Origin of the sequence: Pseudomonas sp. R76 (genome assembly GCF_009834565.1) — a bacterium.
GTDB lineage: Bacteria > Pseudomonadota > Gammaproteobacteria > Pseudomonadales > Pseudomonadaceae > Aquipseudomonas.
In genome coordinates, this window is sequence record NZ_CP019428.1 from 6,176,933 (window position 1) to 6,202,432 (window position 25,500).

The window sequence follows — 25,500 nt, forward strand, 5'->3', positions numbered from 1 at the left end:
TCGATAGGATCGGTTTTACAAGCTCCGAGTGTACCCGAACAACTTTTCAGACACATAGGGTCCTTTCGTGACTATTAAGTATTTATAAGTCACACACAGATCCAATGTAGGAGCTGGCTTGCCTGCGATGGCATCACCGCGGTTTCACTGACATACCGAGGTGACTGCATCGCAGGCAAGCCAGCTCCCACACAAGCCCGCACACAGTTACCCGCAGAAGCATCAGCCGCCTACAGTGCAAACAACTGAGCAGGCAGGCTCATCAAGCACTCGCTGCCCGCCTCCACGGCCGCCCGGTGCGTCGCTGTACGCGGCAGCAAACGCTTGAAGTAGAAGTCGCAGGTCGCCAACTTAGCCTGGGCAAACTCGGCGTCGTCGTGTGCCTGAGCCGAAATCGCCATGCGCAACCACAGGTAGGCGAGGATGATGTAACCGCTGTACATCAAGTAATCCACCGCCGCTGCACCAACTTCATCGGGGTTTTTCATGGCGGCCATGCCGACTTGCATCGTCAACTCGCCCCATTGCTGATTCAGTTGATTGAGCTGCGCCACATGGGCCTTGAGTTGCGGATGCTCGGTATTCGCCGCGCAAAACTTATGCACAATCTTGGTGAAACCGCGCAAGAGCTTGCCTTGGCTACCGAGCACCTTGCGGCCCAGCAGGTCGAGCGCCTGGATGCCGTTGGTGCCTTCATAGATCGGCGCAATACGGGCATCGCGCGCCAATTGCTCCATGCCCCATTCGCGAATATAGCCGTGGCCGCCGAACACCTGCATGCCGTGGTTGGTCACCTCAAGCCCCGTATCGGTCATGAAGGCTTTGCAGATGGGCGTAAGGAACGCCAACAGGTCTTCGGCTTCCTGGCGTTGGCCGGCGTCGCTGCCCAGGTGCGCGGTGTCGAGCAATTGCGCGGTGAAGTAGGTCAGCGCGCGGTTGCCCTCGTTGAAGGCTTTCATGGTCAGCAACATGCGCCGCACATCGGCGTGCACGATGATCGGGTCGGCGGCCTTTTCCGGGGCCTTGGCGCCGGTCAGCGAGCGCATCTGCAGGCGGTCGTTGGCGTATTTGATCGCGCCCTGGAAACTCGCTTCGCCGTTGCACAGGCCCTGCATGCCGGTGCCCAGACGCGCGTGGTTCATCATGGTGAACATGCAGTTGAGGCCCTTGTTAGCCTCGCCAATCAGGAAGCCCTTGGCACCGTCGAAATTCAGCACGCACGTGGCCGACGCCTTGATGCCCATCTTGTGCTCGATGGAGCCGCAGTGCACCGCGTTGCGCTCACCCGAATCGGCATGGAACTTGGGCACGATAAACAATGAGATACCTTTGGTGCCCGCCGGTGCATCCGGCAACTTGGCCAGCACCAGGTGGATGATATTGGCACTCAGGTCGTGCTCGCCGGCGGAGATGAAGATCTTGCTGCCAGTGAGCGCATAGCTGCCGTCCGCCTGGGGCACGGCGCGGGTTTTGATCAGCCCCAGGTCGGTACCGCAATGGGCTTCGGTCAGGCACATGGTGCCGGTCCACTCGCCAGCGGTGAGTTTGGTCAGGTAAGTGGCTTTCTGCTCATCGGTGCCATGAGCGTGGATCGCCGACATGGCGCCGTGGGTCAGCCCAGGGTACATGCCCCAGGATGTGTTGCTGGAGCCAATCATTTCGCTCAGCACCAGTCCCAAAGAATGCGGCAGGCCCTGGCCACCGAAGGCCGGGTCCGCCGCCACGCCGTGCCAGCCGCCTTCCACGTACTGGGCGAAGGCTTCCTTGAAGCCCTTGGGCGTGGTGACGACGCCGTTGTCGAAATTGCAGCCTTCTTCATCGCCGCTGCGATTAAGCGGCGACAGCACGTTTTCGCAGAATTTGGCGCCTTCTTCGAGGATCGCGCTGACCATGTCCGGGCTGGCGTCCGTTGCGCCCAGGGCGGCGTAGTGGCCGTGGAAATCAAACACGTGGTCGATCAGAAAGCGCATGTCGCGCAGGGGAGCTTTGTACTCAGGCATGGCGATGTCTCCGGCAGCAGATGGTTTCAACCTACTGCCGGCCACCGCCGCAAACAATCACTGTAGAACCGCTGAATACACCGCCATCACTCAACCGGCAGCAGTCTCCATGCGCACCGCGCCACGCCGGGTTTGCCCGGCCGCAACCACACAGTTACGCCCCGCGCCTTTGGCGGCGTACAGCGCCTGGTCGGCGGATTTAAGCACTTCTTCCGGCGTGCGTTGCTCGGCCTGACGCTCGGCCACGCCGATGCTGACGGTCACCGACACACTCGACGCGCCGCTGCCCGCGCGGCGTTGGCGGCCCTGCTGATCGTCGTGTGGGCGGTCCGGGTTGCGCAGCTTGATGTCGTAGTTGGCGATGATCTCGCGAATCTCTTCCAGGTGAGGCATGCATTCGTCCAAGGTCTTGCCGGCGAACACCACGGCAAACTCCTCACCGCCATAACGGTAAGCCCGCCCGCCACCATTGACCTTGGACAGCTTGCTGGCCACCAGGCGCAATACCTGGTCGCCGACGTCATGGCCGTGGGTGTCGTTAAAGCGCTTGAAGTGGTCGACGTCACTCATCGCCAGCACATAGTTGCGCCCCAGCCGCTGCATGCGCTCGTTGAGGGCACGGCGGCCGGGCAAGCCGGTCAGCTCGTCGCGGAAGGCCATTTGATACGCCTCATGCGCCACGCCGGCGGCAATCATCAGCATGACCTGGCTGCACATGATGTTCAGGGTAAACGGCAGGATGAAGGTTTGCGGCAACATCCAGAACAGCCCCAACAGCCCCACCAATTGCGCGGCGTGCAAAGGGCGCGGCTGATACCAGTACTGCGCCGCCAGGGTGACAAAACCAATCAGGAACATCGGGTACGACAGCTGGATCAAGCTCATCCATCGGCCATGCAAGGCCGGCCAGCGGATCTCCGCCAACCAGCTCAGCAAGGCCTGCGGAAAACTCTGCTCAAGCGCCAGTGCCACGCTGCCGACGGCGAACAGCAAGGCGCAGCGGGCCACGAAGTCGCGGAACAGGTGGGTTTTTTCCTGCCACAGCGCATAAATGCTGAACAGCAGCGGCAACAACAGGCAACACAGATGAAACACCACCGCCGCATCTTCGCGCACGCGCCCGTTGTCACGGTAGTAATCGGTCTGGGTGTCCAGCAGGAAGTAAACGACGTACACCGTGATCATCAAAAACAGTTCACGCTGGCGCCGATACACCGCGCAGTAAGAACCGCCGAGCAGCAACACCAAGGTCGGCAGAACGTTGAACAGCGAGGTGAAGAAGACATTGAGATCTTTGACATACGCAGCCGAGAGCCCGGCCAGCAACAGCAGCAACGAGGGAAGAAAATGACTGAAACGTACAGCGGACGCGCGCGACAAGGGTAAAGCTCCGACCCACTCAAAAAAGATGGCACAGTGCCTTCACTGAGCACAGTTAAGCACATTCGATGTGACCTGTATCACATTGCCATCACTTTAACGGCAGCCAAGCGCAATCCCTGAGTGCTGTACTGTGTTTTTTATAAGCCAATAAAAAACCGCCGCTCCCAAAGGAGGCGGCGGTTTTCAAGAGAACCCGGTAAGGCTTAGTAAGCCAGGCCGAAGTCTTCTTCTTTCATGTCCATCAGGTTGTTGGCACCCGACAGCATGGTTGCAACGTGCGTACGAGTACGCGGCAGGATGCGCTGGAAGTAGAAGCGCGCGGTCTGCAGCTTGGCGGTGTAGAACGCCTCTTCGCTGGTGCCGGCAGCCAGTTTCTCGGCAGCCAGGCGTGCCATGTCGGCCCAGAAGTAAGCCAGGCAGGCGTAGCCGGAGTACATCAGGTAATCCACCGACGCGGCACCGACTTCTTCGCGGTCTTTCATCGCGGCCATGCCGACCTTCATGGTCAACTCGCCCCACTCTTTGTTCAGTGCCGCCAGTGGTGCAACGAACTCTTTGACCGCTTCGTTGCCTTCGTTGGCCTGGCAGAACTTGTGCACGATCTTGGTGAAGCCCTTGAGCGCTTCGCCTTGCGTCATCAGCACTTTACGGCCGAGCAGGTCGAGTGCCTGAATGCCGGTGGTGCCTTCGTACAGCATCGAAATGCGGCTGTCGCGAACGTTCTGCTCCATGCCCCACTCGGCGATAAAGCCGTGGCCGCCGTAGATCTGCACGCCGTGGTTAGCGGACTCAAAACCGACTTCGGTCATGAACGCCTTGGCGATTGGGGTCATGAAGGCCAGCAGGGCATCGGCCTGCTTCTTCGCTTCGTCGTCGGTGCCGTATTTGACGATGTCCACTTGCTTGGCGGTGAAGTACACCATCGCACGGTTACCTTCGGCGAAGGCTTTCATGGTCAGCAGCATGCGGCGCACGTCAGGGTGCACGATGATCGGGTCAGCGGCTTTGTCCGGTGCTTTCGGGCCGGTCAACGAGCGCATTTGCAGGCGATCGCGGGCGTATTTCAGGCCGCCCTGGAAGCCGATTTCAGCGTGGGCCAGGCCTTGCAGCGCGGTACCCAGGCGAGCGGTGTTCATAAAGGTGAACATGCAGTTCAGGCCTTTGTTCGCCGGGCCGATCAGGAAACCGGTGGCCGCGTCGAAGTTCATCACGCAGGTGGCGTTACCGTGAATGCCCATCTTGTGTTCCAGGGAACCACAGGTCACCGCGTTGCGCGCACCGATCGAACCGTCTGCGTTCGGCAGGAACTTCGGCACGATAAACAGCGAGATACCTTTGGTGCCGGCCGGTGCATCCGGCAGGCGGGCCAGTACGATGTGGACGATGTTGTCGGCCATGTCGTGTTCACCGGCCGAGATGAAGATCTTGGTGCCGGAAACCTTGTAGGAGCCATCAGCCTGAGGCTCGGCCTTGGTGCGCAGCATGCCCAGGTCAGTGCCGCAGTGCGGCTCGGTCAGGCACATGGTGCCAGTCCATTCGCCCGAGACCAGCTTGGTCAGGTAGGCGTCTTGCTGCTCAGGGGTGCCGTGCTCGGAGATGGTGTTCATCGCACCGTGGGACAGGCCTGGGTACATGCCCCACGACCAGTTGGCTTCGCCGACCATTTCGCTGACCGCCAGGCCCAGGGATTCCGGCAGGCCTTGGCCGCCGTGCTCCACGTCGTGGGCCAGGCTTGGCCAGCCGCCTTCGACGAACTGTTTGTAGGCTTCTTTGAAACCAGTTGGGGTCTTAACGCCTGACTCACTCCAGGTGCACCCTTCGATGTCACCCACGCGGTTCAACGGTGCCAGCACTTGCTCACAGAACTTGGCGCCTTCCTCAAGGATGGCGTCAACCATGTCCGGGGTAGCGTCCTGGCAAGCTGGCAGGCTCTGATAGTGCGCTTCATAACCGAGCAGTTCGTCACGAACGAAGCGAATATCACGCAAGGGGGCCTTGTAGTCAGGCATAGCGATAAACCTCTGCTGATGTATCTGGGATGAACAACCGCGTGGATGTGTGCTGGCGGTCAAACAGGTGTTTGAAACATACGTTTACGACCTGGGGTTGTCAAGCATCGTCCAGACGCCATTTGTCATGACGCGGATCAACGGCGCGCACGGCAAGGCCTGCGGCGGGTTGCCACATGATTAAAGGAGAGTAGAAGTCCGACAGAATGGCTCAAAACAAATGTGGGAGCGGGCTTGCTCGCGAAGGCGGTGGATCAGCCAATTGAAGTGTTGGCTGAAGAATCGCCTTCGCGAGCAAGCCCGCTCCCACACGAGGGCCGGTGCAGACAGAGAACGAGATTAAGCGTAGGTGTCGATCAACGTACCGAGCATTTCATCCGAAGCCTTGGCGACTTTGGCGCCCAGCTCCACTTGAAACTTGCCTTGGGCCATTTCGACCATATTGCTCGCCGAGTTGGACGGCTGAGCCCGGTCGTTGGCTTGCAGACGATCGCTTTGTGCGTCCGATGGCTGGGTCGTCGCGGCGCTGGCAATCTTGCCGGCGGCCTGGTCGACACGGTTTTGCCCGGCCTGAATCGTGCTCAGCCCCGAATAAAACGCGCTGCTTCCAGAGATTTCCATGGCGTAAGCCTGCCTTTAGAGAATCGTGAACCTGAATTGAAGCAGAGATCCAGACAAAACGCCCGTCAAAAACACTAATGGCATAATGCCTTAGCGATAGCCAAAATCAGTCAAGCAAGTCCAATTCCAGGTACTCGGCCACCGCTTCAGCGCTGGCCTGCTTGAGTTTCGGCACGCGGCCCAGGCAGGGCGCCGGCAGCCGCTCAGCCAGGGTGGCGAGGTTTTCTTCCAGACGGGAGGTCTTGGGGTCGATGATGTTCGCCACCCAGCCCGCCAACGGCAAACCGTCCCGTGCGATGGCTTCAGCGGTGAGCAAGGCGTGACTGATACAGCCCAGGCGCACGCCCACCACCAGGATCACCGGCAGCTGGAGCGCCATAGCCAAATCGGAGAGGTTGTCCTGATCGGCCAACGGCACCCGCCAGCCGCCCGCGCCTTCGATCAAGGTGAAATCCGCCTGCCGCGCCAGAATCTGCTGCATCGGTTTGAGCAGCGATTGCACCGTCAACGCCACGCCCGCCTCCCGCGCCGCCAGATGCGGCGCGATGGCAGGCTCGAACGCCACCGGGTTGACCTCGGCATACGTCAGCGGCAACGAACACTCGGCCAGCAATGCCAGCGCGTCGCTGTTGCGCAAACCTTTTGGTGTGACCTGGCAACCCGAGGCCACCGGTTTTCCCGCGGCGGTACTTCTGCCCGCGAGCCGTGCGGCGTGCAGCAGGCCGGCGGCGATGGTGGTCTTGCCGACATCGGTGTCGGTGCCGGTGATGAAATAAGCGGCGCTCATAGAGGTTTCTCCAGTACGGCGTACACCACTTGATACGTGGCGGGCAGGCCCTGGGCCTGACGGAACTGCTCGTAAGCGTCCACCAGTGCAACAATCCGCGCGCGTCCCGTCAACCCTCCCGGGCGACCCGGGTTGAGGTTATGCGCGCCCAATGCTTTGAGTTCGTGGGTCAGGCTGCGCACATCCGGGTAATGCAGCACATGGGCCTGGCGCGCCAGGCTGACCACGCGCAAGCCGCTGGCCGCGCACAGCTGCTGATAAGCCTCGAAACTGCGGAAGCGATTGACGTGCACCAGGCCATCCGCCGCGCGCCAGCTTTCGCGCAGCTCAGCCAAGGTGCCCACGCACAGGCTGGCGAACGCCAGCACGCCACCGGGCTGCAGCACGCGGTAGGCCTCGCTGAGCACCGCCTCGAAATTCGCGCACCATTGCACCGCCAGGCTGGAGAAGATCAGCCCGCAACTATCGCCCTGCAACGGCAAGCGTTCAGCGTCACCGGCGATGAAATGCTCGGCGCCGCCCAAAGGCCGCGCGTGGTTAAGCATGCCCTCGGCAATATCCAGCGCCACGCCGTGGCTGGCCGGCAACCGCTCGCCCAGCACACGGCTGAAAAAACCCGTGCCGCAACCCAGGTCCAGCCAGCGCTGGGGCGTCGTGTCGGCGGGCAGCCGCGCCAGCAGCTCAGTGCCCACCGCGCGCTGCAACTCGGCCACGCTGTCGTAGCTGGCGGCCGCGCGGGAAAACGATGCCGCTACCTGGCGCTTGTCCGGCAAGGCGCCGGGCAGCGATGGGTGGGATAAATCAGTCATCAACGCACTCATGCAAAAAAGCCTGGATGGCCCCCGCAACGCCGTGAGGGTCTTCCAGAAGAAAAGCGTGACCGGCCTGTTCAATCAGGCCGATTTCTACATCGGGCAGCAACGCCAGCAAATCACTGGCGGCCTCGGCAGGCACCAGTTCATCCAGACCGGCGAACAGGTGCAGCTGGGGACCGCGATAGGCCTGCAGCGCGGCACGCGTATCGAGCTGGGCAAGCAATTCAAGCCCTGGCATCAACACGCTGGACGGCGCAGTCGGCGCACCGCTGACCAGCAAACGCGAGAGCCCGCGCGGGTCTTGCGCACCTTTGGCACACAGCAGACCAAAGCGCTTAAGGGTGACTTGGGAATCGGCATGGCAACCGGCAAGAAACGCATCAAAGGTTTCGGCCGGCATCGCGCTGGGCCAGCCGGCATGCGCGACAAAGCACGGGTTACTCGCCAGCGTCAGCAGCCCACAACACCGCTCGCCGCGCCGCGCCGCCAGCTCCGAGGCGAGCATGCCGCCCAGGGACCAACCGCCCAGCCAGGCATTGTCCGGCAGTGTGGCGTCGAGTTCGTCGAGCCATTCATTCACATCACTGGAATCCAACGCCGGCAATGGTTCGATGTGCACCTGCAGGTGCTCGTCGAGGCCACGCAAAGCGGCCGCCAACGGTTCCAGCGGCGACACACCGAGGCCCCAGCCGGGCAACAATATCAGTCGATCACGCATGGTCGGGCTCCGTGGCGCCTAACAAGCGGAAACACGCTTCCAATCCGTTTAACAATAGCTGCACCTGCGCCTCGCTGTGCGCCGCCGTCAATGTCACGCGCAAACGCGCGCTGCCGGCTGGCACGGTGGGCGGGCGGATCGCGGTGACCATCAAGCCGCGCTCGCGCAGCATCTGCGACAGGCGCACGGCCTTGGCACTGTCGCCAATCAGAATCGGCTGGATCGGTGTGAAGCTGTCCATCAAGTCCAGGCCAAGCTGCTCGGCGCCCTGGCGGAACTGGCGGATCAGACCGTTGAGGTGCTTGCGCCGCCAATGCTCGGTGCGCAGCAGTTCCAGGCTCTTCAACGTCGCGCAGGCCAGGGCCGGTGGTTGGCTGGTAGTGTAGATGTAGGGCCGGGCGAACTGGATCAGGCTTTCGATCAGTTCTTCACTGCCCGCCACGAACGCCCCGGCGGTGCCGAACGCTTTGCCCAGGGTGCCGACCAGCACCGGCACGTCCTCCTGGCTCAAGCCGAAATGCTCGACAATTCCACCGCCATTGGCGCCCAGCGGGCCGAAGCCATGGGCATCATCCACCATCAGCCACGCGCCTTTGGCCTTGGCTTCGCGGGCCAGCGCGGGCAGGTCGGCCAGATCGCCGTCCATGCTGAACACGCCATCGGTGACCACCAGCGTATTGCCGGTGGCCTTCTCCAAGCGCTTGGCCAGGCTGCTGGCGTCGTTATGCAGGTAGCGGCTGAAACGTGCGCCGGAGAGCAAACCGGCATCCAGCAACGAAGCATGGTTGAGGCGGTCTTCCAGCACGGTGTCGCCCTGCCCCACCAATGCGGTGACGGCGCCGAGGTTGGCCATATAACCGGTGGTGAACAACAGCGCGCGCGGGCGACCGGTCAGGTCGGCCAGGGCTTCTTCCAGTTCATGGTGCGGCGTGGCATGGCCGACCACCAAATGCGAAGCGCCGCCGCCCACGCCCCAGCGGGACGCACCGGCGCGCCAGGCTTCGATGACATGCGGGTGATTGGCCAGGCCGAGGTAGTCGTTGTTGCAAAATGCCAACAGCGCCTGGCCGTCCACCACCACTTGCGGGCCTTGGGGGCTGTCCAGCAGCGGGCGTTGGCGATAAAGGTGTTCGGCACGGCGGGCAGCGAGGCGCGCGGCGAGATCGAAAGACATGCAGGCCTCGGCAGATCAAAGAACTTAAGACTGGATGCACTCAACTGTGGGAGCTGGCTTGCCTGCGATAGCGGTCATTCAGACACATTGATGCTGAATGTGCCGCCGCCATCGCAGGCAAGCCAGCTCCCACAGTTGGCTTGCATTCCAAATAGGGATCGGCGTCAAACAACGGCGTTATAAAACTGCTCGCTGCTCTTTTGCTCCACCAACGCCTGCTCGATCGCCGCCTGATGCACTTCATCGGCGTGCTCTTCGCGGGCTTCCGGCAGGATGCCCAGGCGCGCGAACAGTTGCATGTCCTTGTCAGCCTGCGGGTTGGCGGTGGTCAGCAGTTTGTCGCCGTAGAAAATCGAGTTGGCGCCGGCGAAGAACGCCAGGGCTTGCATCTGCTCGTTCATCGCTTCACGGCCAGCCGACAGGCGCACATGGGATTGCGGCATCAGGATGCGCGCCACGGCGAGCATGCGGATGAAGTCGAACGGGTCGATGTCATCGGCGTTCTCCAGCGGCGTACCAGCCACCTTTACCAGCATGTTGATCGGCACCGACTCCGGATGCTCCGGCAGGTTGGCCAGCTGGATCAGCAGGTTGGCGCGGTCGTCCAGGGACTCGCCCATGCCGAGGATGCCGCCCGAGCAGATCTTCATGCCCGAATCACGCACATAGGCCAGGGTTTGCAGGCGCTCGCTGTAGGTGCGGGTGGTGATGATCGAACCGTAGAACTCCGGCGAGGTGTCGAGGTTGTGGTTGTAGTAGTCGAGGCCGGCCTGAGCCAACGCTTGGGTCTGGTCCTGGTCAAGGCGGCCAAGGGTCATGCAGGTTTCCAGGCCCATGGCCTTCACGCCTTTGACCATTTCGAGCACATACGGCATGTCTTTGGCCGACGGGTGTTTCCACGCCGCGCCCATGCAGAAACGCGTCGAGCCGATGGCCTTGGCGCGGGCAGCCTCTTCGAGGACCTTCTGCACTTCCATCAGCTTTTCTTTTTCCAGGCCCGTGTTGTAGTGGCCCGACTGCGGACAATATTTGCAATCTTCCGGGCAAGCGCCGGTTTTGATCGACAGCAAGGTCGACACCTGCACACGGTTGGCGTCGAAATGCGCGCGGTGCACGGTCTGCGCCTGGAACAACAGGTCATTGAAGGGCTGTACAAACAGCGCTTTGACTTCGGCCAAAGACCAATCGTGACGCAGGGTGGCAGTGGTGCTGGCGCTCATGGGCGATTCCTTGATTATGCTTGGGCTTTCGCTGTGGGAAGGGCAATACCCACAGTCACGACACGGATGCTCGGCATATTTAAGGAAGATTCATGCACTGTCAACCTGGACACAAACACGAAGTTTACATCTGGCTAAAAAACAACCAAACCTGCCTGGTGTGCGATGAAGCCACCGAATCGGTCGATTGTGTGTGCAACGTCTGCGAAATCGAGCTGCCGTGGCTAATGGCGCAGTGCGAGGTATGCGCCCTGCCGTTGCCGATGGACGGACTGATCTGCGGCCAATGTCAGAAACACCCACCCGCGTTTAAACAGGTGATTGCGCCGTGGTCCTACAGCTTTCCGGTCGACACCTTGATCAGCCGCTTCAAGCATCAATCGCGCTGGCCCTTCGGCCACCTGCTCGCGCGCCTGCTGGGGCAGCACCTGCAACACCGCTTCGACAACACCGACCTCACGCGCCCCGACTGCCTGCTGCCGGTGCCCATGGCAGCTAAACGCTTGCGCGAACGGGGCTTCAACCAGGCGCTGATGCTGGCTCGCTGGCTCAGTGAACGCCTTGCTATCGCCCACGATGAACACCTGTTGTTACGCCCGCATGAAACCGTCGCGCAACAAGCCCTCGACGCCAAGACCCGCAAACGCAACCTGCTCAGCGCATTCGCGCTGGCACCCGATGCCCAGGTGCAGGGCCGTCACCTGGCGCTGGTGGACGATGTACTCACCACCGGCGCCACCGCCCACAGCCTGGCCCGGCTGTTGATGGAGGCCGGGGCGCGCCAGGTTGACGTCTACTGCCTGGCCCGCACGCCAAAACCCGGCACATGACTTGACTCCCGTGCGCCACGCCTGCAACGTCCGCTGACCTTATAGAAGCGTATCCACATGTCTCTGCCGACCTCCCTCAGCCAACACATCATTCGCCGCCCCCAGCGTATTGCCTTGCTCGCGCACATCGCCGAGCAGGGTTCGATCACCCGCGCGGCCAAAAGCGCCGGTTTGAGTTACAAGGCGGCGTGGGACGCCATCGATGAACTGAACAATCTGGCGCAAAAACCGCTGGTCGAACGCAGTGTCGGCGGCAAGGGCGGCGGCGGTGCCAAGCTGACGGCCGAAGGTGAGCGCGTGTTGCGCCTCTATCAGCGCCTGCAAGTGTTGCAGGCCGAAATACTCGGTTCGGATGAAGATGCCAGTGACTTCAACCTGCTCGGCCGCTTGATGCTGCGCACCAGTGCGCGCAACCAGTTGCACGGCCGGGTCATCGCGATTGAAAGCCATGGCCGCAATGACCTGATCCGCCTGCTGTTGTCGGGCGACTTGAGCCTGAGTGCGCAGATCACCCATGACAGCACCCAGCGCCTGGAACTCGAGACCGGCGTGGAAGTGGTGGCCTTGATCAAGGCCGGTTGGCTGGAATTGCTGGCTATCGGGCAAGCCGCAACACCTGGACACAATTGCATGAGCGGCGTTATCGAGACGATTCTCGACGCTGAGGACGGCCCCAGCGAGGTGCGTATCACCCTGCCCAACGGCCAGGTTTTATGCGCCCTGGCGCAGCCCGCCGCGCTCAAGGCGTTGAAGGCCACCGAGGGCCAGCCGATCCAGGTGCAGTTCTCACCCAGCAACGTGTTGCTCGGCACGCCGGTGTAGCGCGCAGGTCGACTTCAAACTGCAACAATTTCGTCACGCGTGCTCCTTAAGGTGTCTGCAAAAACCGCAGGGAGCCTGAAATGAGCCTATTAGAAGAAAACCAAGCCACCGACCTTGAACAGATGGTCGGCCTCACCCGCCGGCGTTTTATCGGCGCGGGCGCCCTGTGCGGCGCTGCGATGTTCCTCGGTGGCAACCTGCTGACCCGCAGCGCCCTGGCCGTGAACGCCGCCAGCGCCAGCCCGCTGCTGGGGTTCACCAGCATCGCCGCCGCCACCAGTGACGCCATTACCTTGCCGCCCGGCTACAGCGCCTCGGTGTTGATCAGTTGGGGCCAGCCATTGCACAAGCAGGCGCCGGCATTCGACCCGTCCGGCAACGGCACCGCCAAAGCCCAGGAGCAGCAGTTCGGCGACAACAACGACGGTATGAGCCTGTTCGCCTTCCCCGGCGACGACAACCGCGCACTGCTGGCAATCAACAACGAATACACCAATTACCGCTACCTCTACGCCCACGGCGGCGCGCCGCAATCGGCCGAAGACGTACACAAGGCCCAGGCCAGCGAAGGCGTGTCGGTGATTGAAGTGCGGCGCACGGGCGACACCTGGCAGTTCGTCCAGGACTCGCGCTACAACCGGCGCATCCACGGCAACTCGCCGATCCGCCTGAGCGGCCCGGCTGCCGGCCATGCCTGGCTGAAAACCAGCGCCGACAAAACCGGCAAAAAAGCCCTCGGCACCTTTCAGAACTGCGCCAATGGCAAGACGCCTTGGGGCACTTATCTGACGTGCGAAGAGAACTTCACTGACTGCTTTGGCAGCAGCAACCCACAACAGGCCTTCGACGCCGGGCAAAAGCGCTACGGCGTGGTGGCAGCCAGCAAAGAGATCAACTGGCATCTGCACGACCCGCGTTTTGACATGGCCAAGAACCCCAACGAACTCAATCGCCATGGCTGGGTGGTTGAGATCGACCCGTTCGACCCGCAATCCACACCGGTCAAGCGCACCGCCCTGGGCCGCTTCAAGCACGAAAACGCTGCCCTGGCTGAAACCCGCGACGGCCGCGCCGTGGTGTACATGGGCGACGACGAACGCGGCGAGTTCATCTACAAGTTCGTCAGCCGCGACCCCATCAACCATCACAACCCCAAGGCCAACAAAGACCTGCTCGACCACGGCACCTTATACGTGGCGATTTTCGACGCGGGCGACGGCGACGCCGACCACCCCAAGGGCAAAGGCCAATGGGTCGAGCTGACCCACGGCAAAAACGGCATCGACGCCAGCAGCGGTTTCGCCAGCCAGGCCGAAGTGCTGATCCACGCGCGCCTGGCCGCCAGCGTGGTGAAAGCCACACGCATGGACCGCCCGGAATGGATCGTGGTCAGCCCCACCGACGGCCAGGTCTATTGCACCCTGACCAACAACGCCAAGCGCGGCGAAGACGGGCAGCCAGTGGGCGGGCCTAACCCGCGCGAGAAAAACGTCTACGGTCAGATCCTGCGCTGGAAGGCCGACGCCGATAACCACGGCGCGCTGGACTTCACCTGGGACCTGTTTGTGGTGGCCGGCAACCCCGGCGTGCATGCCGGTACGCCGAAGGGCGGCTCATCCAACATCAACCCGCAAAACATGTTCAACAGCCCCGACGGCCTGGGTTTCGACAAGGCCGGGCGCTTGTGGATTCTCACCGACGGCGACTACAGCAACGCGGGCGACTTCGCCGGCATGGGCAATAACCAGATGCTGTGCGCCGACCCGACTACGGGGGAAATCCGCCGGTTCATGGTTGGGCCGGTGGCATGTGAAGTCACAGGCATCAGCTTTTCGCCGGACCAGAAGACGCTGTTTGTGGGCATTCAGCACCCCGGCGAAACCGGTGGTTCGACCTGGCCGGAGCACCTGCCAAACGGCAAACCGCGCTCGTCGGTGATGGCGATTCGGCGCGATGACGGCGGAGTCGTCGGCGCCTGACCGACCGCCATCGCGGGCAAGCCCGCTCCCACAGGGGGTTGCATTCCAACTGTGGGAGCGGGCTTGCCCGCGATAGCAATGGCACAGTCACCACCTATCTCAGGCCCGGTGCGTTACCATACCGGGCCGGACGCGGCGCCCTGCTGCGCGCAGGAGTTCGCATGGCCCATCCGTTTGAAACACTCACGCCAGATTTGGTACTCGACGCCGTCGAAAGCATCGGCTTTCTCAGCGATGCTCGCGTTCTGGCGCTCAACAGCTACGAAAACCGTGTGTATCAGGTGGGCATCGAAGACGCCGAACCGCTGATCGCCAAGTTCTACCGGCCCCAGCGCTGGACCAACGAAGCGATCCTCGAAGAGCACCGTTTCACCTTCGAACTGGCCGAATGCGAAGTGCCGGTGGTCGCGCCGCTGATCCACAACGGCGAAAGCCTGTTCGAACATGCCGGTTTCCGCTTCACCCTGTTTCCTCGCCGTGGCGGCCGTGCGCCGGAGCCGGGCAACCTCGATCAGCTCTATCGCCTGGGGCAGTTGCTCGGGCGTTTGCACGCGGTGGGCTCCACGCGCCCGTTCGAACACCGCGAAGCCTTGGGGGTGAAGAACTTCGGTCACGACTCCCTCAACACCTTGCTCGAAGGCAATTTCATTCCGAAAAGCCTGCTGCCGGCCTACGAGTCAGTGGCCCGCGACCTGCTCAAGCGCGTGGAAGAGGTGTACAAGGCCACGCCGCACAAGAACATCCGCATGCACGGCGACTGCCACCCCGGCAACATGATGTGCCGCGACGAGATGTTCCATATCGTCGACCTGGACGACTGCCGCATGGGCCCGGCCGTGCAGGACTTGTGGATGATGCTCGCCGGCGACCGTCAGGAATGCCTGGGCCAGCTGTCGGAATTGATGGACGGCTATCAGGAATTCCACGACTTCGACCCACGCGAGCTGGCCTTGATCGAGCCCCTGCGCGCCTTGCGCCTGATGCACTACAGCGCCTGGCTGGCACGGCGTTGGGATGACCCGGCGTTCCCTCACAGCTTCCCGTGGTTTGGCAGCGAGCGCTATTGGGGCGACCAGGTGCTGGCGTTGCGTGAGCAGCTGTCGGCGCTGAATGAAGAACCGCTGAAACTCTTCTAACCCCTGATCGTTCCCACGCTCTGCGTGGGAATGCCGCCTGTGACGCTCCGCGTCACGATTCCAGTTGCGGACGCGGAGCGTCGAAAAAAGCCACATTCCCACGCAGAGCGTGGGAACGATCACCACCGGTCGACAAAAATCCTTACAATTGCGCCTTTGTTAGCTGCCTATGCAAGGATTCCGCAATGCAACCCGCCAACCCCCGCAAGGGTTACATCCTGGGCCTGAGCGCCTATGTCATCTGGGGCCTGTTCCCGATTTATTTCAAAGCCATCGCCAGCGTTCCCGCTGCCGAAATCATCGTGCACCGCGTGTTGTGGTCGGCGCTGTTCGGCGGTCTGCTGTTGATGGTGTGGAAACACCCAGGCTGGTTGCGTGAACTGCTCGATAACCCCAAGCGCCTGGCGATATTGGCACTCAGCGGCTCGTTGATCGCCGCCAACTGGCTGACCTATGTGTGGTCGGTCAACAGCGGGCGCATGCTCGAAGCCAGCCTGGGTTACTACATCAACCCACTGGTGAATGTGCTGCTGGGCATGTTGATCCTCGGCGAACGCCTGCGGCGCCTGCAATGGATGGCCGTCGGTCTTGCAGCGGTGGGTGTGGCGCAGCAGGTGTGGCAAGTCGGCAGTTTGCCGTGGGTGTCGCTGGTGCTGGCGCTGACCTTTGGTTTCTACGGCTTGATCCGCAAGCAAGCCCCCGTCAAGGCACTGCCGGGCCTGGTGGTGGAAACCTGGATGCTGGTGCCGATTGCCGTGGCGTGGCTGCTGTTCAACCCTACGGCGCACAGTGCGCAGCTTGAATTCTGGAGCACCTCCGAAGCCTGGTGGCTGGTGGCCGCAGGCCCAGTCACATTGATTCCGCTGGTGTGCTTCAACGCCGCCGCGCGCCATCTGCCCTATACCGCGCTGGGCTTCTTGCAGTACGTGGCACCCACGCTGGTACTGTTGGAAGCGGTGTTCCTGTTCGGCGAACACCTGGCGACCAGCACGCTGATCGCCTTCGCATTTATCTGGGCGGGCCTGGTGGTCTACAGCCTGGACGCCTGGCTGACCGTGCGCAAACGCTGATCAAATAACGTACAAATCTCTGCAAGCCATGGCGGGCGTGGCTTGCAGACATCCACCCCAAGGTTATCCACAACCTGATCCCCGCCATTTGTGCACAAGCCGTTGAAACTGCTCGTTTTTTGCTCAAGCCGAGCAGAAGCCCGGCCGGCGTGGCCTGGCGCCGGGTCTCTACAGGTTATCTACAGGCCCATGCAAGATTTCCATGCATAACCCTGTGGGCAGTTATTCCTCGTGGTGCAACTCCACCATCAAGTCATCCGCCAGGGTTTCCAGGGCCAGTTGCAAGGTATCCAGGGATAACGCTGTCGGCACCTGCAACACGGCCTCGGCGGTAAACAACGGATCGCCGCTCATGGGCGCCGGGCGCACATCCGTGCTCAGACTTTGCAGGTTCACGCCCTGTTTGCTCAGCAGCGCCGTGATCTCACGCACAATGCCCGACCGGTCGTTACCCACCAGCGTCATCAGGATCGCCTTGGACGCAGCGGCCTGCCCGGTACTGCCCTCGCCCACCAGCACGCGAATACCGTGTGTGGATAAGTCCTCCAGCGCATTCACCAGGTCCTGACGGCTTTCTGCAGGCACACTGACCCGCAGGATCCCGGCAAACTGCCCGGCCATGTGCGCCATGCGGCTCTCCAGCCAGTTGCCGCCGTGGGTCGCAATGTTCTGCGCAATGCGTTCAACCAGGCCGGGTTTGTCGGCGGCGATAATAGTGAGTACAAGATGGTCCATGGCGAAGCCCTCTGGGATTTCAATCTACAAGGTGGACGCAGGCGCCCTCGAAAACAAATCGTGTACCATTTTTATATTTATCTGGAACAATCCAATAGTTTTTTGAGAACATCCCGTTCTCCGCTGTGACCGTACGACCAAAGTGGGTCGCTAAACGACGTATTTAGTCTAATTTTCACAACCGCAAGTCATCATGTAGTATGCCCAACCGTGCACTACATAATGAAAATCTGAAACAGCGCATAAGCTCCGCAGAGTGAGGCAAGCAATGACTGAACACGTTCAAGTCGGTGGCCTGCAGGTCGCCAAAGTCCTGTTCGACTTCGTGAACAACGAAGCCATTCCCGGCACCGGCATCACTGCCGACCAGTTCTGGGCCGGCGCCGACAAGGTCATCCACGACCTGGCACCGAAGAACAAAGCCCTACTCGCCAAACGCGACGATTTCCAAGCGCGGATCGATACCTGGCACCAGACGCACGCCGGCCAGGCCCACGACCCTGTGGCCTACAAAGCCTTCCTGCAAGATATCGGATACCTGCTGCCAGAAGCCGCAGACTTCCAGGCCTCGACTCAAAACGTCGATGACGAAATCGCCCGCATGGCCGGCCCGCAGCTGGTGGTGCCGGTGATGAATGCCCGCTTCGCCCTCAACGCCTCCAACGCACGCTGGGGCTCGCTGTATGACGCGCTGTATGGCACCGACGCCATCAGCGAAGCCGACGGCGCCGAGAAGGGCCAGGGCTACAACAAAGTGCGTGGCGACAAGGTGATTGCCTTCGCCCGCGCCTTCCTCGACGAAGCCGCGCCGCTCAGCGCCGGCAGCCACGTGGATTCCACCGGTTACAAGATCGTGGATGGCAAGCTGATCGTCAGCCTCAAGGGCGGCAGCAACAGCGGCCTGCGTGACGATGCCCAGCTGATCGGTTTCCAGGGCCCAGCAGCCCAGCCGATTGCGATCCTGCTCAAGCACAACGGCCTGCACTTCGAAATCCAGATCGACGCCAGCACACCGGTCGGCCAGACCGACGCCGCCGGTGTCAAAGACGTGCTGATGGAAGCCGCGCTGACCACCATCATGGACTGCGAAGACTCCGTCGCCGCCGTGGATGCCGATGACAAAGTGGTGATCTACCGCAACTGGCTCGGCCTGATGAAGGGCGACCTGGCCGAAGAAGTGGCCAAGGGCGGCAAGACCTTCACCCGCACCATGAACGCCGACCGCGTCTACACCGGCGTGGATGGCCAGGACGTGACCTTGCACGGCCGTTCGCTGCTGTTCGTGCGCAACGTTGGCCACTTGATGACCATCGACGCGATCCTCGACAAAGACGGCAACGAAGTGCCGGAAGGTATCCTCGATGGCCTGCTCACCAGCCTGGCAGCGATCCACAGCCTCAACGGCAACAGCAGCCGCAAGAACAGCCGCACCGGTTCGGTCTACATCGTTAAACCGAAAATGCACGGCCCTGAAGAAGCGGCGTTCACCAACGAGCTGTTCGGCCGTATCGAAGACGTGCTGAACCTGCCGCGCAACACCCTCAAGGTCGGGATCATGGACGAGGAGCGCCGCACCACGGTCAACCTCAAGGCCTGTATCAAGGCGGCCAGCGAGCGCGTGGTGTTTATCAACACCGGCTTCCTCGACCGTACCGGCGACGAGATCCACACCTCCATGGAAGCCGGTGCGATGGTGCGCAAGGCCGCCATGAAAGCCGAGAAGTGGATCGGCGCGTACGAGAACTGGAACGTTGATATCGGCCTGAGCACTGGCCTGCAAGGCCGTGCGCAGATCGGTAAAGGCATGTGGGCGATGCCCGACCTGATGGCGGCGATGCTTGAACAGAAAATCGCTCACCCACTGGCCGGCGCCAACACCGCTTGGGTGCCGTCGCCCACTGCGGCCGCACTGCACGTGCTGCACTACCACAAGGTCGACGTGTTCGCGCGTCAGGCCGAACTGGCCAAGCGTGAGCGCGCCTCGGTGGACGATATCCTGACCATTCCTCTGGCCAGCAACACCGATTGGTCCGACGAAGAAATCCGCAACGAGCTGGACAACAACGCCCAGGGCATCCTCGGCTATGTCGTGCGCTGGATCGACCAAGGCGTGGGCTGCTCGAAAGTGCCGGACATCAACGACGTCGGCCTGATGGAAGACCGCGCCACCCTGCGCATCTCCAGCCAGCACATCGCCAACTGGTTGCGCCACGGCATCGTCAACGAAGCCCAAGTGATGGAAAGCCTCAAGCGCATGGCGCCGGTGGTCGACCGTCAGAATGCAGGGGATGCGCTGTATCGCCCGTTGGCGCCGGATTTCGACAGCAACATCGCGTTTCAAGCGGCGGTGGAGTTGGTGATTGAAGGAACTAAACAGCCGAATGGTTATACCGAGCCGGTGTTGCACCGTCGGCGTCGGGAGTTTAAAGCGAAAAACGGTAGGTAGTTAAACGCGAACTCCCTGATCTTGAGATCAGGGAGTTCAAGTCAACCCCTATAATTAACCCATGTGTTTTTATCATGGGATGTATTGAATATCAGCCTTCCCCTCAAACACGTACTTCTTACCTACTTCTTTTTCATAAACCGCCGCGATCGTCAGTGCTTGATGATCGCCACCATCCGTAACTATCACAGTAACTTTCCCGGCCAAAGAGCGCTCGTCCCCGTCGCCAGAGAAGCGTAACCCCCAAGGATGATCTGCGGCGTATTCAAAATTATAGGTTTTACCGTCTTCAACGTTCTCGGGGTAAACAATTGCCAAGATGGGTTTGCCTTTATTGTCAAACGCCACGAAATTGTTTGCGGCCCCTTCAACCTTATCCAAATTAAACTCAAGGTGAGGTTTATCTTTATAGGTAACTTTCAGAATTGCCGAGCCTTTGAATGGACTTTTAGTCGCCATTTCCATCTCCCGCTTAATGGGTATTTAAAGTAACGATCTCTGCGCGCTACTTCACCCAGTAAACAAGAGCCTCCCAAGCTTTCCTACTGTTAAAACTAACAGGTATCGGACAAACCTGACCAACGGTAACTACTGCGCCATTCCTAATTCACGCTTGACCATCTTCGCCAACTTCACGCTATCAATCGGCTTGAGCAAAAAGTCCACCACACTCAAGTGCATCGCATCGATCACATCCGGCGCCTCGGCGTCCCCCGACATGATGATGATCGGCAACGCCGCCCGCTCGGACTCGCGCACCTTTTCGATCAGTTCAAGGCCGTTGCTGGGTTCCATGCGCAGGTCAGTAATCAATAGACCAATAGAGCTACTGGTTCTCAACAAATCCCACGCTGCCTCACCACTGTCAGCCGTCATGCAGCGAATGCCGTCCAGGCCCAGGATCTCCGCCAGCAGTTCACGCGCGTCCTTGTCGTCATCAACAATCAACACGCGTTGTGGCGGTAAATCAGGCTCCAGCATCACAGCGCTCAGCGCCTCGCGCTCGGCATCGCTCAAAATATCGTGGTCGGACATACGTTTCTCAGCAGTTCTCATCAATCTCCCAGCACACTCGTCAGACATCTGCAGAAGGGCGAACAATGTGCACTTCGTCGGAAAGTTTGCCTAGTGGGTGTTCTACGGGGTTTGGACGATAGTCATGTAAGGTTTTTCCCTAGTCGCCCATCGGTTTACCGCTACCTAGACTTACGTCCAATGGGCACCCAGGGCGCGGGGGCTGACCATAAAGGACGATAACGACAAGAAACTGCGGTCACTGTTATGAGTAAAGCTGATGCTTTCACCCAGGCGGGAAAAACCGCCGTGTTGCAGAACATCCACGGCACCCTGCAATTCCTGCAACGCTTCCCGCCGTTCAACCAGATGGAACATGCCCACTTGGCGTTTCTGGTGGAACAGTGCCAATTGCGCTTCTACGGTCCCGGCGACAGCATCCTCAAGCCGTCGGGCGGCCCGGTGGAGCATTTCTACATCGTCAAGCAGGGCCGAGTCGTTGGCGAACGGCCGGACTCCACCCAAACCACCTTCGAAATCACCACCGGCGAATGTTTCCCCCTCGCCGCGCTGCTGGGCGAACGCGCGACCCGCACCGAGCACAAGGCCGCCGAAGACACCTTCTGCCTGCAACTGAACAAGCCGGCGTTTATCAAGCTGTTCGCACTCTCCAGCCCGTTTCGCGATTTCGCCCTGCGGGGTGTCAGCGCACTGCTGGACCAGGTTAACCAGCAGGTGCAGCAAAAAGCCGTGGAAACCCTCGGCACCCAGTACTCGTTGAACACGCGCCTGGGCGAATTGGCCATGCGCCATCCGGTCACTTGCAACCCAACCACGCCGCTGCGCGAGGCGGTGACGCTGATGCATGAGCAGCAAGTCGGCAGCATCGTGATTGTCGACGAGCACAAGGCGCCTCTTGGGATCTTCACCTTGCGCGACCTGCGCCAAGTGGTGGCCGACGGCACCAGTGATTTCAATCAAGCCATCGAAGGCCATATGACCCAGGCGCCGTTCTTCCTGACGCCCGACCACAGCGCCTTCGACGCCGCCATCGCCATGACCGAGCGACACATCGCCCATGTGTGCCTGGTGAAAGACCAGCGATTGTGTGGTGTGGTGTCCGAGCGCGACCTGTTTTCCCTGCAGCGGGTGGACCTGGTGCACCTGGCCCGCACCATCCGCAATGCGCCGCGAGTAGAAAACCTGGTGGCGATTCGCGGCGAGATCGGCCAACTGGTGGAACGCATGCTCGCCCACGGCGCGTCGTCCACGCAGATCACCCACATTATTACGCTGCTCAACGATCACACCGTGTGCCGGGTGATCGAGCTGACGCTGGCCGACAAAGGCGACCCCGGCGTGCCCTTCAGCTGGTTGTGCTTCGGCAGTGAAGGCCGCCGCGAGCAAACCCTGTTTACCGACCAGGACAACGGCATTCTGTTCGACGCCAAGGACGCCGCCGAAGCCGCCGAAATTCGCGGCCGCTTGTTGCCCCTGGCGCAGCAGATCAACCAGAGCCTGGCGCTGTGCGGCTTCAGCTTGTGCAAGGGCAACATCATGGCCGGCAACCCCGAGCTGTGCCTGTCGCGGGCTGAATGGGCGCGGCGTTTCGGCGCGTTTATCCGCGAGGCGACGCCTGAGAACCTGCTGGCCTCCAGCATCTATTTCGATTTGCGCGTGGTGTGGGGCGACGAACAGGGCTGCGAGCAATTGCGCCAGAGCGTTCTGGATCAAGTCGCGGATAACCGGCTGTTTCAACGCATGCTGGCCGAGAACGCGCTGCGCCAGCGCCCGCCCGTTGGGCGCTTCCGCGATTTTGTGCTGACGCGCAAAGGTGGCGAAAAGGCCACCCTCGACCTCAAGGTGCAAGGCCTCACGCCCTTTGTCGATGGCGCGCGCCTGCTGGCCCTGGCCAATGGCGTCCACGCCAATAACACCTTGGAGCGCCTGCGCCAGCTGGTGGCCAAAGAGGTCATCGAGCCCCTGGACGGCGCCGCGTACGAAGAGGCCTATCACTTTATCCAGCAAACCCGCATGCAGCAGCACCAGTTGCAAACCCGCGAGAACCAGCCGTATTCCAACCGCGTCGACCCCGACAGCCTCAACCACCTGGACCGGCGCATCCTGCGTGAATCCCTGCGCCAGGCCCAGCGCCTGCAAAGCAGCCTGACCTTTCGGTATCAACTGTGAGCCTGTTCGACTGGCTGCGTACGAAAAAGCCAGGGCTCGACGCAGAACAGCAGCGGCGCCTGGCGCAACTGCCCAAACCCGCGGTGCTGGGCGACGGCGCCTTACGCAGCCAGCGTTGGGTCGTGGTCGACCTGGAAACCAGCGGCCTGAACCTCAACCGTGACCAGGTGCTGTCCATCGGCGCCGTGGTGATCGAGGACGGCGCCGTGGATTTTTCGCAGATGTTCGAGCGCACCTTGCACCGTGCCGAAACCAAACTCAGCCCCAGCGTGTTGATCCACGGCCTCGGCCCCAGTGCGATTGCCGCCGGCAGCGACCCGGCCGAGGCGTTGCTGGAGTTCATGGCGTTTGTTGGCGACAGCCCGTTACTGGCATTCCATGCGCCGTTCGATCAACACATGCTGTGCCGCGCCCTCAAAGACAGCCTGGGTTATCGCCTGGCGCACCCGTTCCTCGACGTCGCCGACATCGCCCCGCTGCTGTGCCCCGAAGCGAATATCCGCGAGGCCGGGCTGGACGACTGGATCAACCACTTCAAGCTGCAGGTCGGTGAGCGCCATCACGCCAGCGCCGACGCCCTGGCCACCGCGGAGCTGATGCTCATCCTGTTGAGTCGCGCGCGCCAGCAGCACATCGACTCCCCGCAGGCGCTTCAGGCGCGCTTGAGCCAATGGAAACGGCGCAAACAAGCCCCCGGTTTCTAAGATCGTACCCACGCTCTGCGTGGGAACGCCGGTGAGGACGCTCCGCGTCCGCTTGTGGCGCAAAACTCAAGCCCCGCACAAGGGACGGGATGCATTCCCACACTGAGCGAGGGAACGATCGCCCGACAGACGCCAATTGCGCCCACTGCTTGCCTCTGACACAATCGCGAATAATTCTCGTTAGTTTAAACCTCTTGTATATTCGGTGATGCCTTGTCGTCGGTCCAGACCCCGCACAGTGAGCTTGTTGGCGCGTTGTATCGCGACCATCGCGGCTGGCTGCTGGCCTGGCTGCGCCGCAATGTGGCCTGCCCGAGCCGCGCCGAAGACCTGAGCCAGGACACCTTCATGCGCCTGCTGGGCCGTGACGAACTGCGCGAACCCCGCGAGCCCCGCGCGTTTCTGGTGGCCATCGCCAAAGGGTTGCTGTTCGACTACTTCCGGCGCGCGGCGCTGGAACAGGCCTACCTCACCGAATTGATGCTGATCCCGGAAAGCGAACACCCCTCGCCGGAAGAACAGCAACTGATCCTCGAAGACCTCAAGGCCATCGACCGCCTGCTCGGCAAGCTGTCGAGCAAGGCCCGCGCCGCCTTCCTCTATAACCGCCTCGACGGCCTGGGCCACGCGCAAATCGCCGAGCGCCTCGGCGTGTCGGTGCCACGCGTGCGCCAATACCTGGCCCAGGGCATTCGCCAGTGCTACGTCGCGCTGTACGGCGAGCCGTTGTGACGGTGATCAGCACAAAACCGGTGTCGGCGCGTGTGCTGGATGCCGCGATTGCGTGGCAACTGTCCCTCGACTCCGGCGACGGCAGTGCCGTGGAACAGGAAGAATTCGCCAAATGGCTGGCCAGCGATAAAGAGCATGCACGCGCCTGGCGCCAGCTGGGCATGCTCGACCAACGTTTCAGCGTGGCCGCAGGCCCGGCGCGGGCGGCGTTGTTGCAGTCACGCGAAGGCATTCGCCAGCGCGTGCGCAAGCTGGGGCGCGGCGTGGCGAGTATCGCGCTGGTCTGCGGCCTGGCGTTGTTTGCCGGCGAGCGTTACGTGGCGATCCACTATTGGCTGGCCGACCAACGCACCGCCACCGGCGAGCAGCGCACCCTGAAACTGGCGGACGGCACGCTGATCAACCTCAACACCCACAGCGCCATCGACGTGCGGTTTGATGAAAAACGCCGGCTGATTGTGCTGCAGGAAGGCGAGATTCTCGTCGAGACCGGCCATAACGATGCCCGCCCGTTTTATGTCCAAACCCGCGACGGCAGCCTGCGCGCATTGGGCACGCGGTTTATCGTCAAACGCGAAGACGACGCCACGCGCCTGAGCGTGCTGCAGTCCGCCGTGGCCGCCCAGCCTGAGGCGCTGCACAAGGAACAGATTTTCAAGCAAGGCCAGCAAGTGCTGATGCGCAGCGACGGCCTCGGCCCGCTGCTTGCCGTGACACCCGCCGCCGACGCCTGGACGCGCGGCATGCTAGTGGTCGACAACGCCCGCCTGGGCGATGTGGTCGCGGAACTCAGCCGCTACCGCACCGGCTATCTGGGCGTGGATAAAAACGTCGCCGACCTGCGCATCACCGGCAGCTTCCCGCTGCACGACACCACGCTGGCGCTGAACGCGCTGTTGCCGACCCTGCCGGTGCAGATTGAGCAGCACACGCCGTGGTGGGTGACCGTCACCGCCAAGCCCTGAGTTTTGCGCAGTTTGGGCAATGGCTATCGCAGGCAAGCCAGCTCCCACCTTGAAATGCATTCCCCCTGTGGGAGCTGGCTTGCCTGCGATGGGGCCCTCAAGACCATCCTGAAAAATATTTCCACCCAGCCCTATCACTTTTTGAATCTC

22 protein-coding genes are annotated in these 25,500 nt (G+C 61.5%); 10 read left to right on the forward strand and 12 right to left on the reverse strand.

Features of this window, described 5'->3' with window-relative positions; translation table 11 throughout:
- Positions 1-230 precede the first annotated feature (230 nt).
- From PspR76_RS28025 to bioB, 9 genes are all read right to left on the reverse strand, one after another.
- A complete protein-coding gene (locus PspR76_RS28025; protein WP_159960404.1) occupies positions 231-2,000 on the reverse strand; it encodes an acyl-CoA dehydrogenase C-terminal domain-containing protein in 1,770 nt (589 codons plus the stop codon).
- 90 nt (positions 2,001-2,090) lie between these two features.
- A complete protein-coding gene (locus PspR76_RS28030; RefSeq protein ID WP_159960405.1) occupies positions 2,091-3,380 on the reverse strand; it encodes a GGDEF domain-containing protein in 1,290 nt (429 codons plus the stop codon).
- A 206-nt stretch (positions 3,381-3,586) separates the two neighbouring features.
- Positions 3,587-5,392 carry a phenylacyl-CoA dehydrogenase gene (locus PspR76_RS28035; protein ID WP_159960406.1) on the reverse strand — a complete coding sequence of 602 codons (1,806 nt, stop codon included), beginning with the start codon at positions 5,390-5,392 and terminating at the stop codon, positions 3,587-3,589.
- A 339-nt stretch (positions 5,393-5,731) separates the two neighbouring features.
- On the reverse strand, positions 5,732-6,013 hold the full coding sequence (locus PspR76_RS28040; RefSeq protein WP_025857014.1) for a hypothetical protein: 282 nt from the start codon (positions 6,011-6,013) through the stop codon (positions 5,732-5,734).
- Between the two features lie 106 nt (positions 6,014-6,119).
- The gene (gene bioD, locus PspR76_RS28045) at positions 6,120-6,800 is read right to left on the reverse strand and encodes a dethiobiotin synthase (protein WP_159960407.1); all 681 of its coding nucleotides are present in this window, start codon (positions 6,798-6,800) and stop codon (positions 6,120-6,122) included.
- Positions 6,797-7,609, reverse strand: coding sequence for a malonyl-ACP O-methyltransferase BioC (bioC, locus tag PspR76_RS28050; protein WP_159960408.1), 813 nt, complete (start codon positions 7,607-7,609; stop codon positions 6,797-6,799). Before bioC ends, bioD begins: the two co-directional genes overlap by 4 nt.
- Complete coding sequence (locus PspR76_RS28055; RefSeq protein WP_159960409.1) at positions 7,602-8,333, reverse strand: alpha/beta fold hydrolase; 732 nt, start codon at positions 8,331-8,333, stop codon at positions 7,602-7,604. Before PspR76_RS28055 ends, bioC begins: the two co-directional genes overlap by 8 nt.
- Positions 8,326-9,507, reverse strand: a complete 1,182-nt coding sequence (bioF, locus tag PspR76_RS28060) for an 8-amino-7-oxononanoate synthase (protein WP_159960410.1) — start codon at positions 9,505-9,507, stop codon at positions 8,326-8,328. Before bioF ends, PspR76_RS28055 begins: the two co-directional genes overlap by 8 nt.
- A 164-nt stretch (positions 9,508-9,671) precedes the next feature.
- A complete protein-coding gene (gene bioB, locus PspR76_RS28065; RefSeq protein ID WP_159960411.1) occupies positions 9,672-10,727 on the reverse strand; it encodes a biotin synthase BioB in 1,056 nt (351 codons plus the stop codon).
- Positions 10,728-10,819: 92 nt separating this feature from the next.
- Between bioB and PspR76_RS28070 the strand changes: the two genes are divergently transcribed.
- The 5 genes from PspR76_RS28070 to rarD all read left to right on the forward strand — a co-directional run bounded on the left by PspR76_RS28070 (position 10,820) and on the right by rarD (position 16,564).
- Positions 10,820-11,557, forward strand: a complete 738-nt coding sequence (locus tag PspR76_RS28070) for a ComF family protein (RefSeq protein WP_159960412.1) — start codon at positions 10,820-10,822, stop codon at positions 11,555-11,557.
- 57 nt (positions 11,558-11,614) lie between these two features.
- Positions 11,615-12,379: a TOBE domain-containing protein gene (locus tag PspR76_RS28075; protein WP_159960413.1), complete on the forward strand. Its 765-nt coding sequence runs from the start codon at positions 11,615-11,617 to the stop codon at positions 12,377-12,379.
- An 80-nt stretch (positions 12,380-12,459) separates the two neighbouring features.
- The gene (locus PspR76_RS28080; RefSeq protein WP_159960414.1) at positions 12,460-14,358 is read left to right on the forward strand and encodes a PhoX family protein; all 1,899 of its coding nucleotides are present in this window, start codon (positions 12,460-12,462) and stop codon (positions 14,356-14,358) included.
- A 161-nt stretch (positions 14,359-14,519) separates the two neighbouring features.
- The gene (locus tag PspR76_RS28085; protein WP_034116112.1) at positions 14,520-15,494 is read left to right on the forward strand and encodes a serine/threonine protein kinase; all 975 of its coding nucleotides are present in this window, start codon (positions 14,520-14,522) and stop codon (positions 15,492-15,494) included.
- A gap of 185 nt (positions 15,495-15,679) precedes the next feature.
- Positions 15,680-16,564 carry an EamA family transporter RarD gene (gene rarD, locus PspR76_RS28090; RefSeq protein WP_159960415.1) on the forward strand — a complete coding sequence of 295 codons (885 nt, stop codon included), beginning with the start codon at positions 15,680-15,682 and terminating at the stop codon, positions 16,562-16,564.
- Positions 16,565-16,786: 222 nt separating this feature from the next.
- Here rarD and PspR76_RS28095 read toward each other — a convergent pair whose 3' ends face one another.
- The gene (locus PspR76_RS28095; RefSeq protein WP_159960417.1) at positions 16,787-17,299 is read right to left on the reverse strand and encodes a glycine cleavage system protein R; all 513 of its coding nucleotides are present in this window, start codon (positions 17,297-17,299) and stop codon (positions 16,787-16,789) included.
- 268 nt (positions 17,300-17,567) lie between these two features.
- On the opposite strand from PspR76_RS28095, the gene PspR76_RS28100 reads away from it, so the two are divergent.
- Positions 17,568-19,745, forward strand: a complete 2,178-nt coding sequence (locus tag PspR76_RS28100) for a malate synthase G (RefSeq protein WP_159960419.1) — start codon at positions 17,568-17,570, stop codon at positions 19,743-19,745.
- A 72-nt stretch (positions 19,746-19,817) separates the two neighbouring features.
- Here PspR76_RS28100 and PspR76_RS28105 read toward each other — a convergent pair whose 3' ends face one another.
- Both PspR76_RS28105 and PspR76_RS28110 read right to left on the reverse strand, forming a co-directional pair.
- Positions 19,818-20,204, reverse strand: a complete 387-nt coding sequence (locus PspR76_RS28105) for a hypothetical protein (protein WP_159960421.1) — start codon at positions 20,202-20,204, stop codon at positions 19,818-19,820.
- Positions 20,205-20,333: 129 nt separating this feature from the next.
- A complete protein-coding gene (locus tag PspR76_RS28110) occupies positions 20,334-20,780 on the reverse strand; it encodes a response regulator (protein WP_159960423.1) in 447 nt (148 codons plus the stop codon).
- Positions 20,781-21,026: 246 nt separating this feature from the next.
- On the opposite strand from PspR76_RS28110, the gene PspR76_RS28115 reads away from it, so the two are divergent.
- The 4 genes from PspR76_RS28115 to PspR76_RS28130 all read left to right on the forward strand — a co-directional run bounded on the left by PspR76_RS28115 (position 21,027) and on the right by PspR76_RS28130 (position 25,350).
- A complete protein-coding gene (locus PspR76_RS28115; RefSeq protein ID WP_159960425.1) occupies positions 21,027-22,949 on the forward strand; it encodes a putative nucleotidyltransferase substrate binding domain-containing protein in 1,923 nt (640 codons plus the stop codon).
- Entirely contained in the window at positions 22,946-23,653 is a 708-nt protein-coding gene (locus PspR76_RS28120) for a 3'-5' exonuclease (protein WP_159960427.1), read from the forward strand. Before PspR76_RS28115 ends, PspR76_RS28120 begins: the two co-directional genes overlap by 4 nt.
- 213 nt (positions 23,654-23,866) lie before the next feature.
- Positions 23,867-24,385 (forward strand): RNA polymerase sigma factor, encoded by a 519-nt coding sequence (locus tag PspR76_RS28125; protein WP_159960429.1) that lies wholly within the window; start codon positions 23,867-23,869, stop codon positions 24,383-24,385.
- Positions 24,382-25,350 carry a FecR domain-containing protein gene (locus PspR76_RS28130; protein ID WP_159960431.1) on the forward strand — a complete coding sequence of 323 codons (969 nt, stop codon included), beginning with the start codon at positions 24,382-24,384 and terminating at the stop codon, positions 25,348-25,350. Before PspR76_RS28125 ends, PspR76_RS28130 begins: the two co-directional genes overlap by 4 nt.
- Positions 25,351-25,500 lie beyond the last annotated feature (150 nt).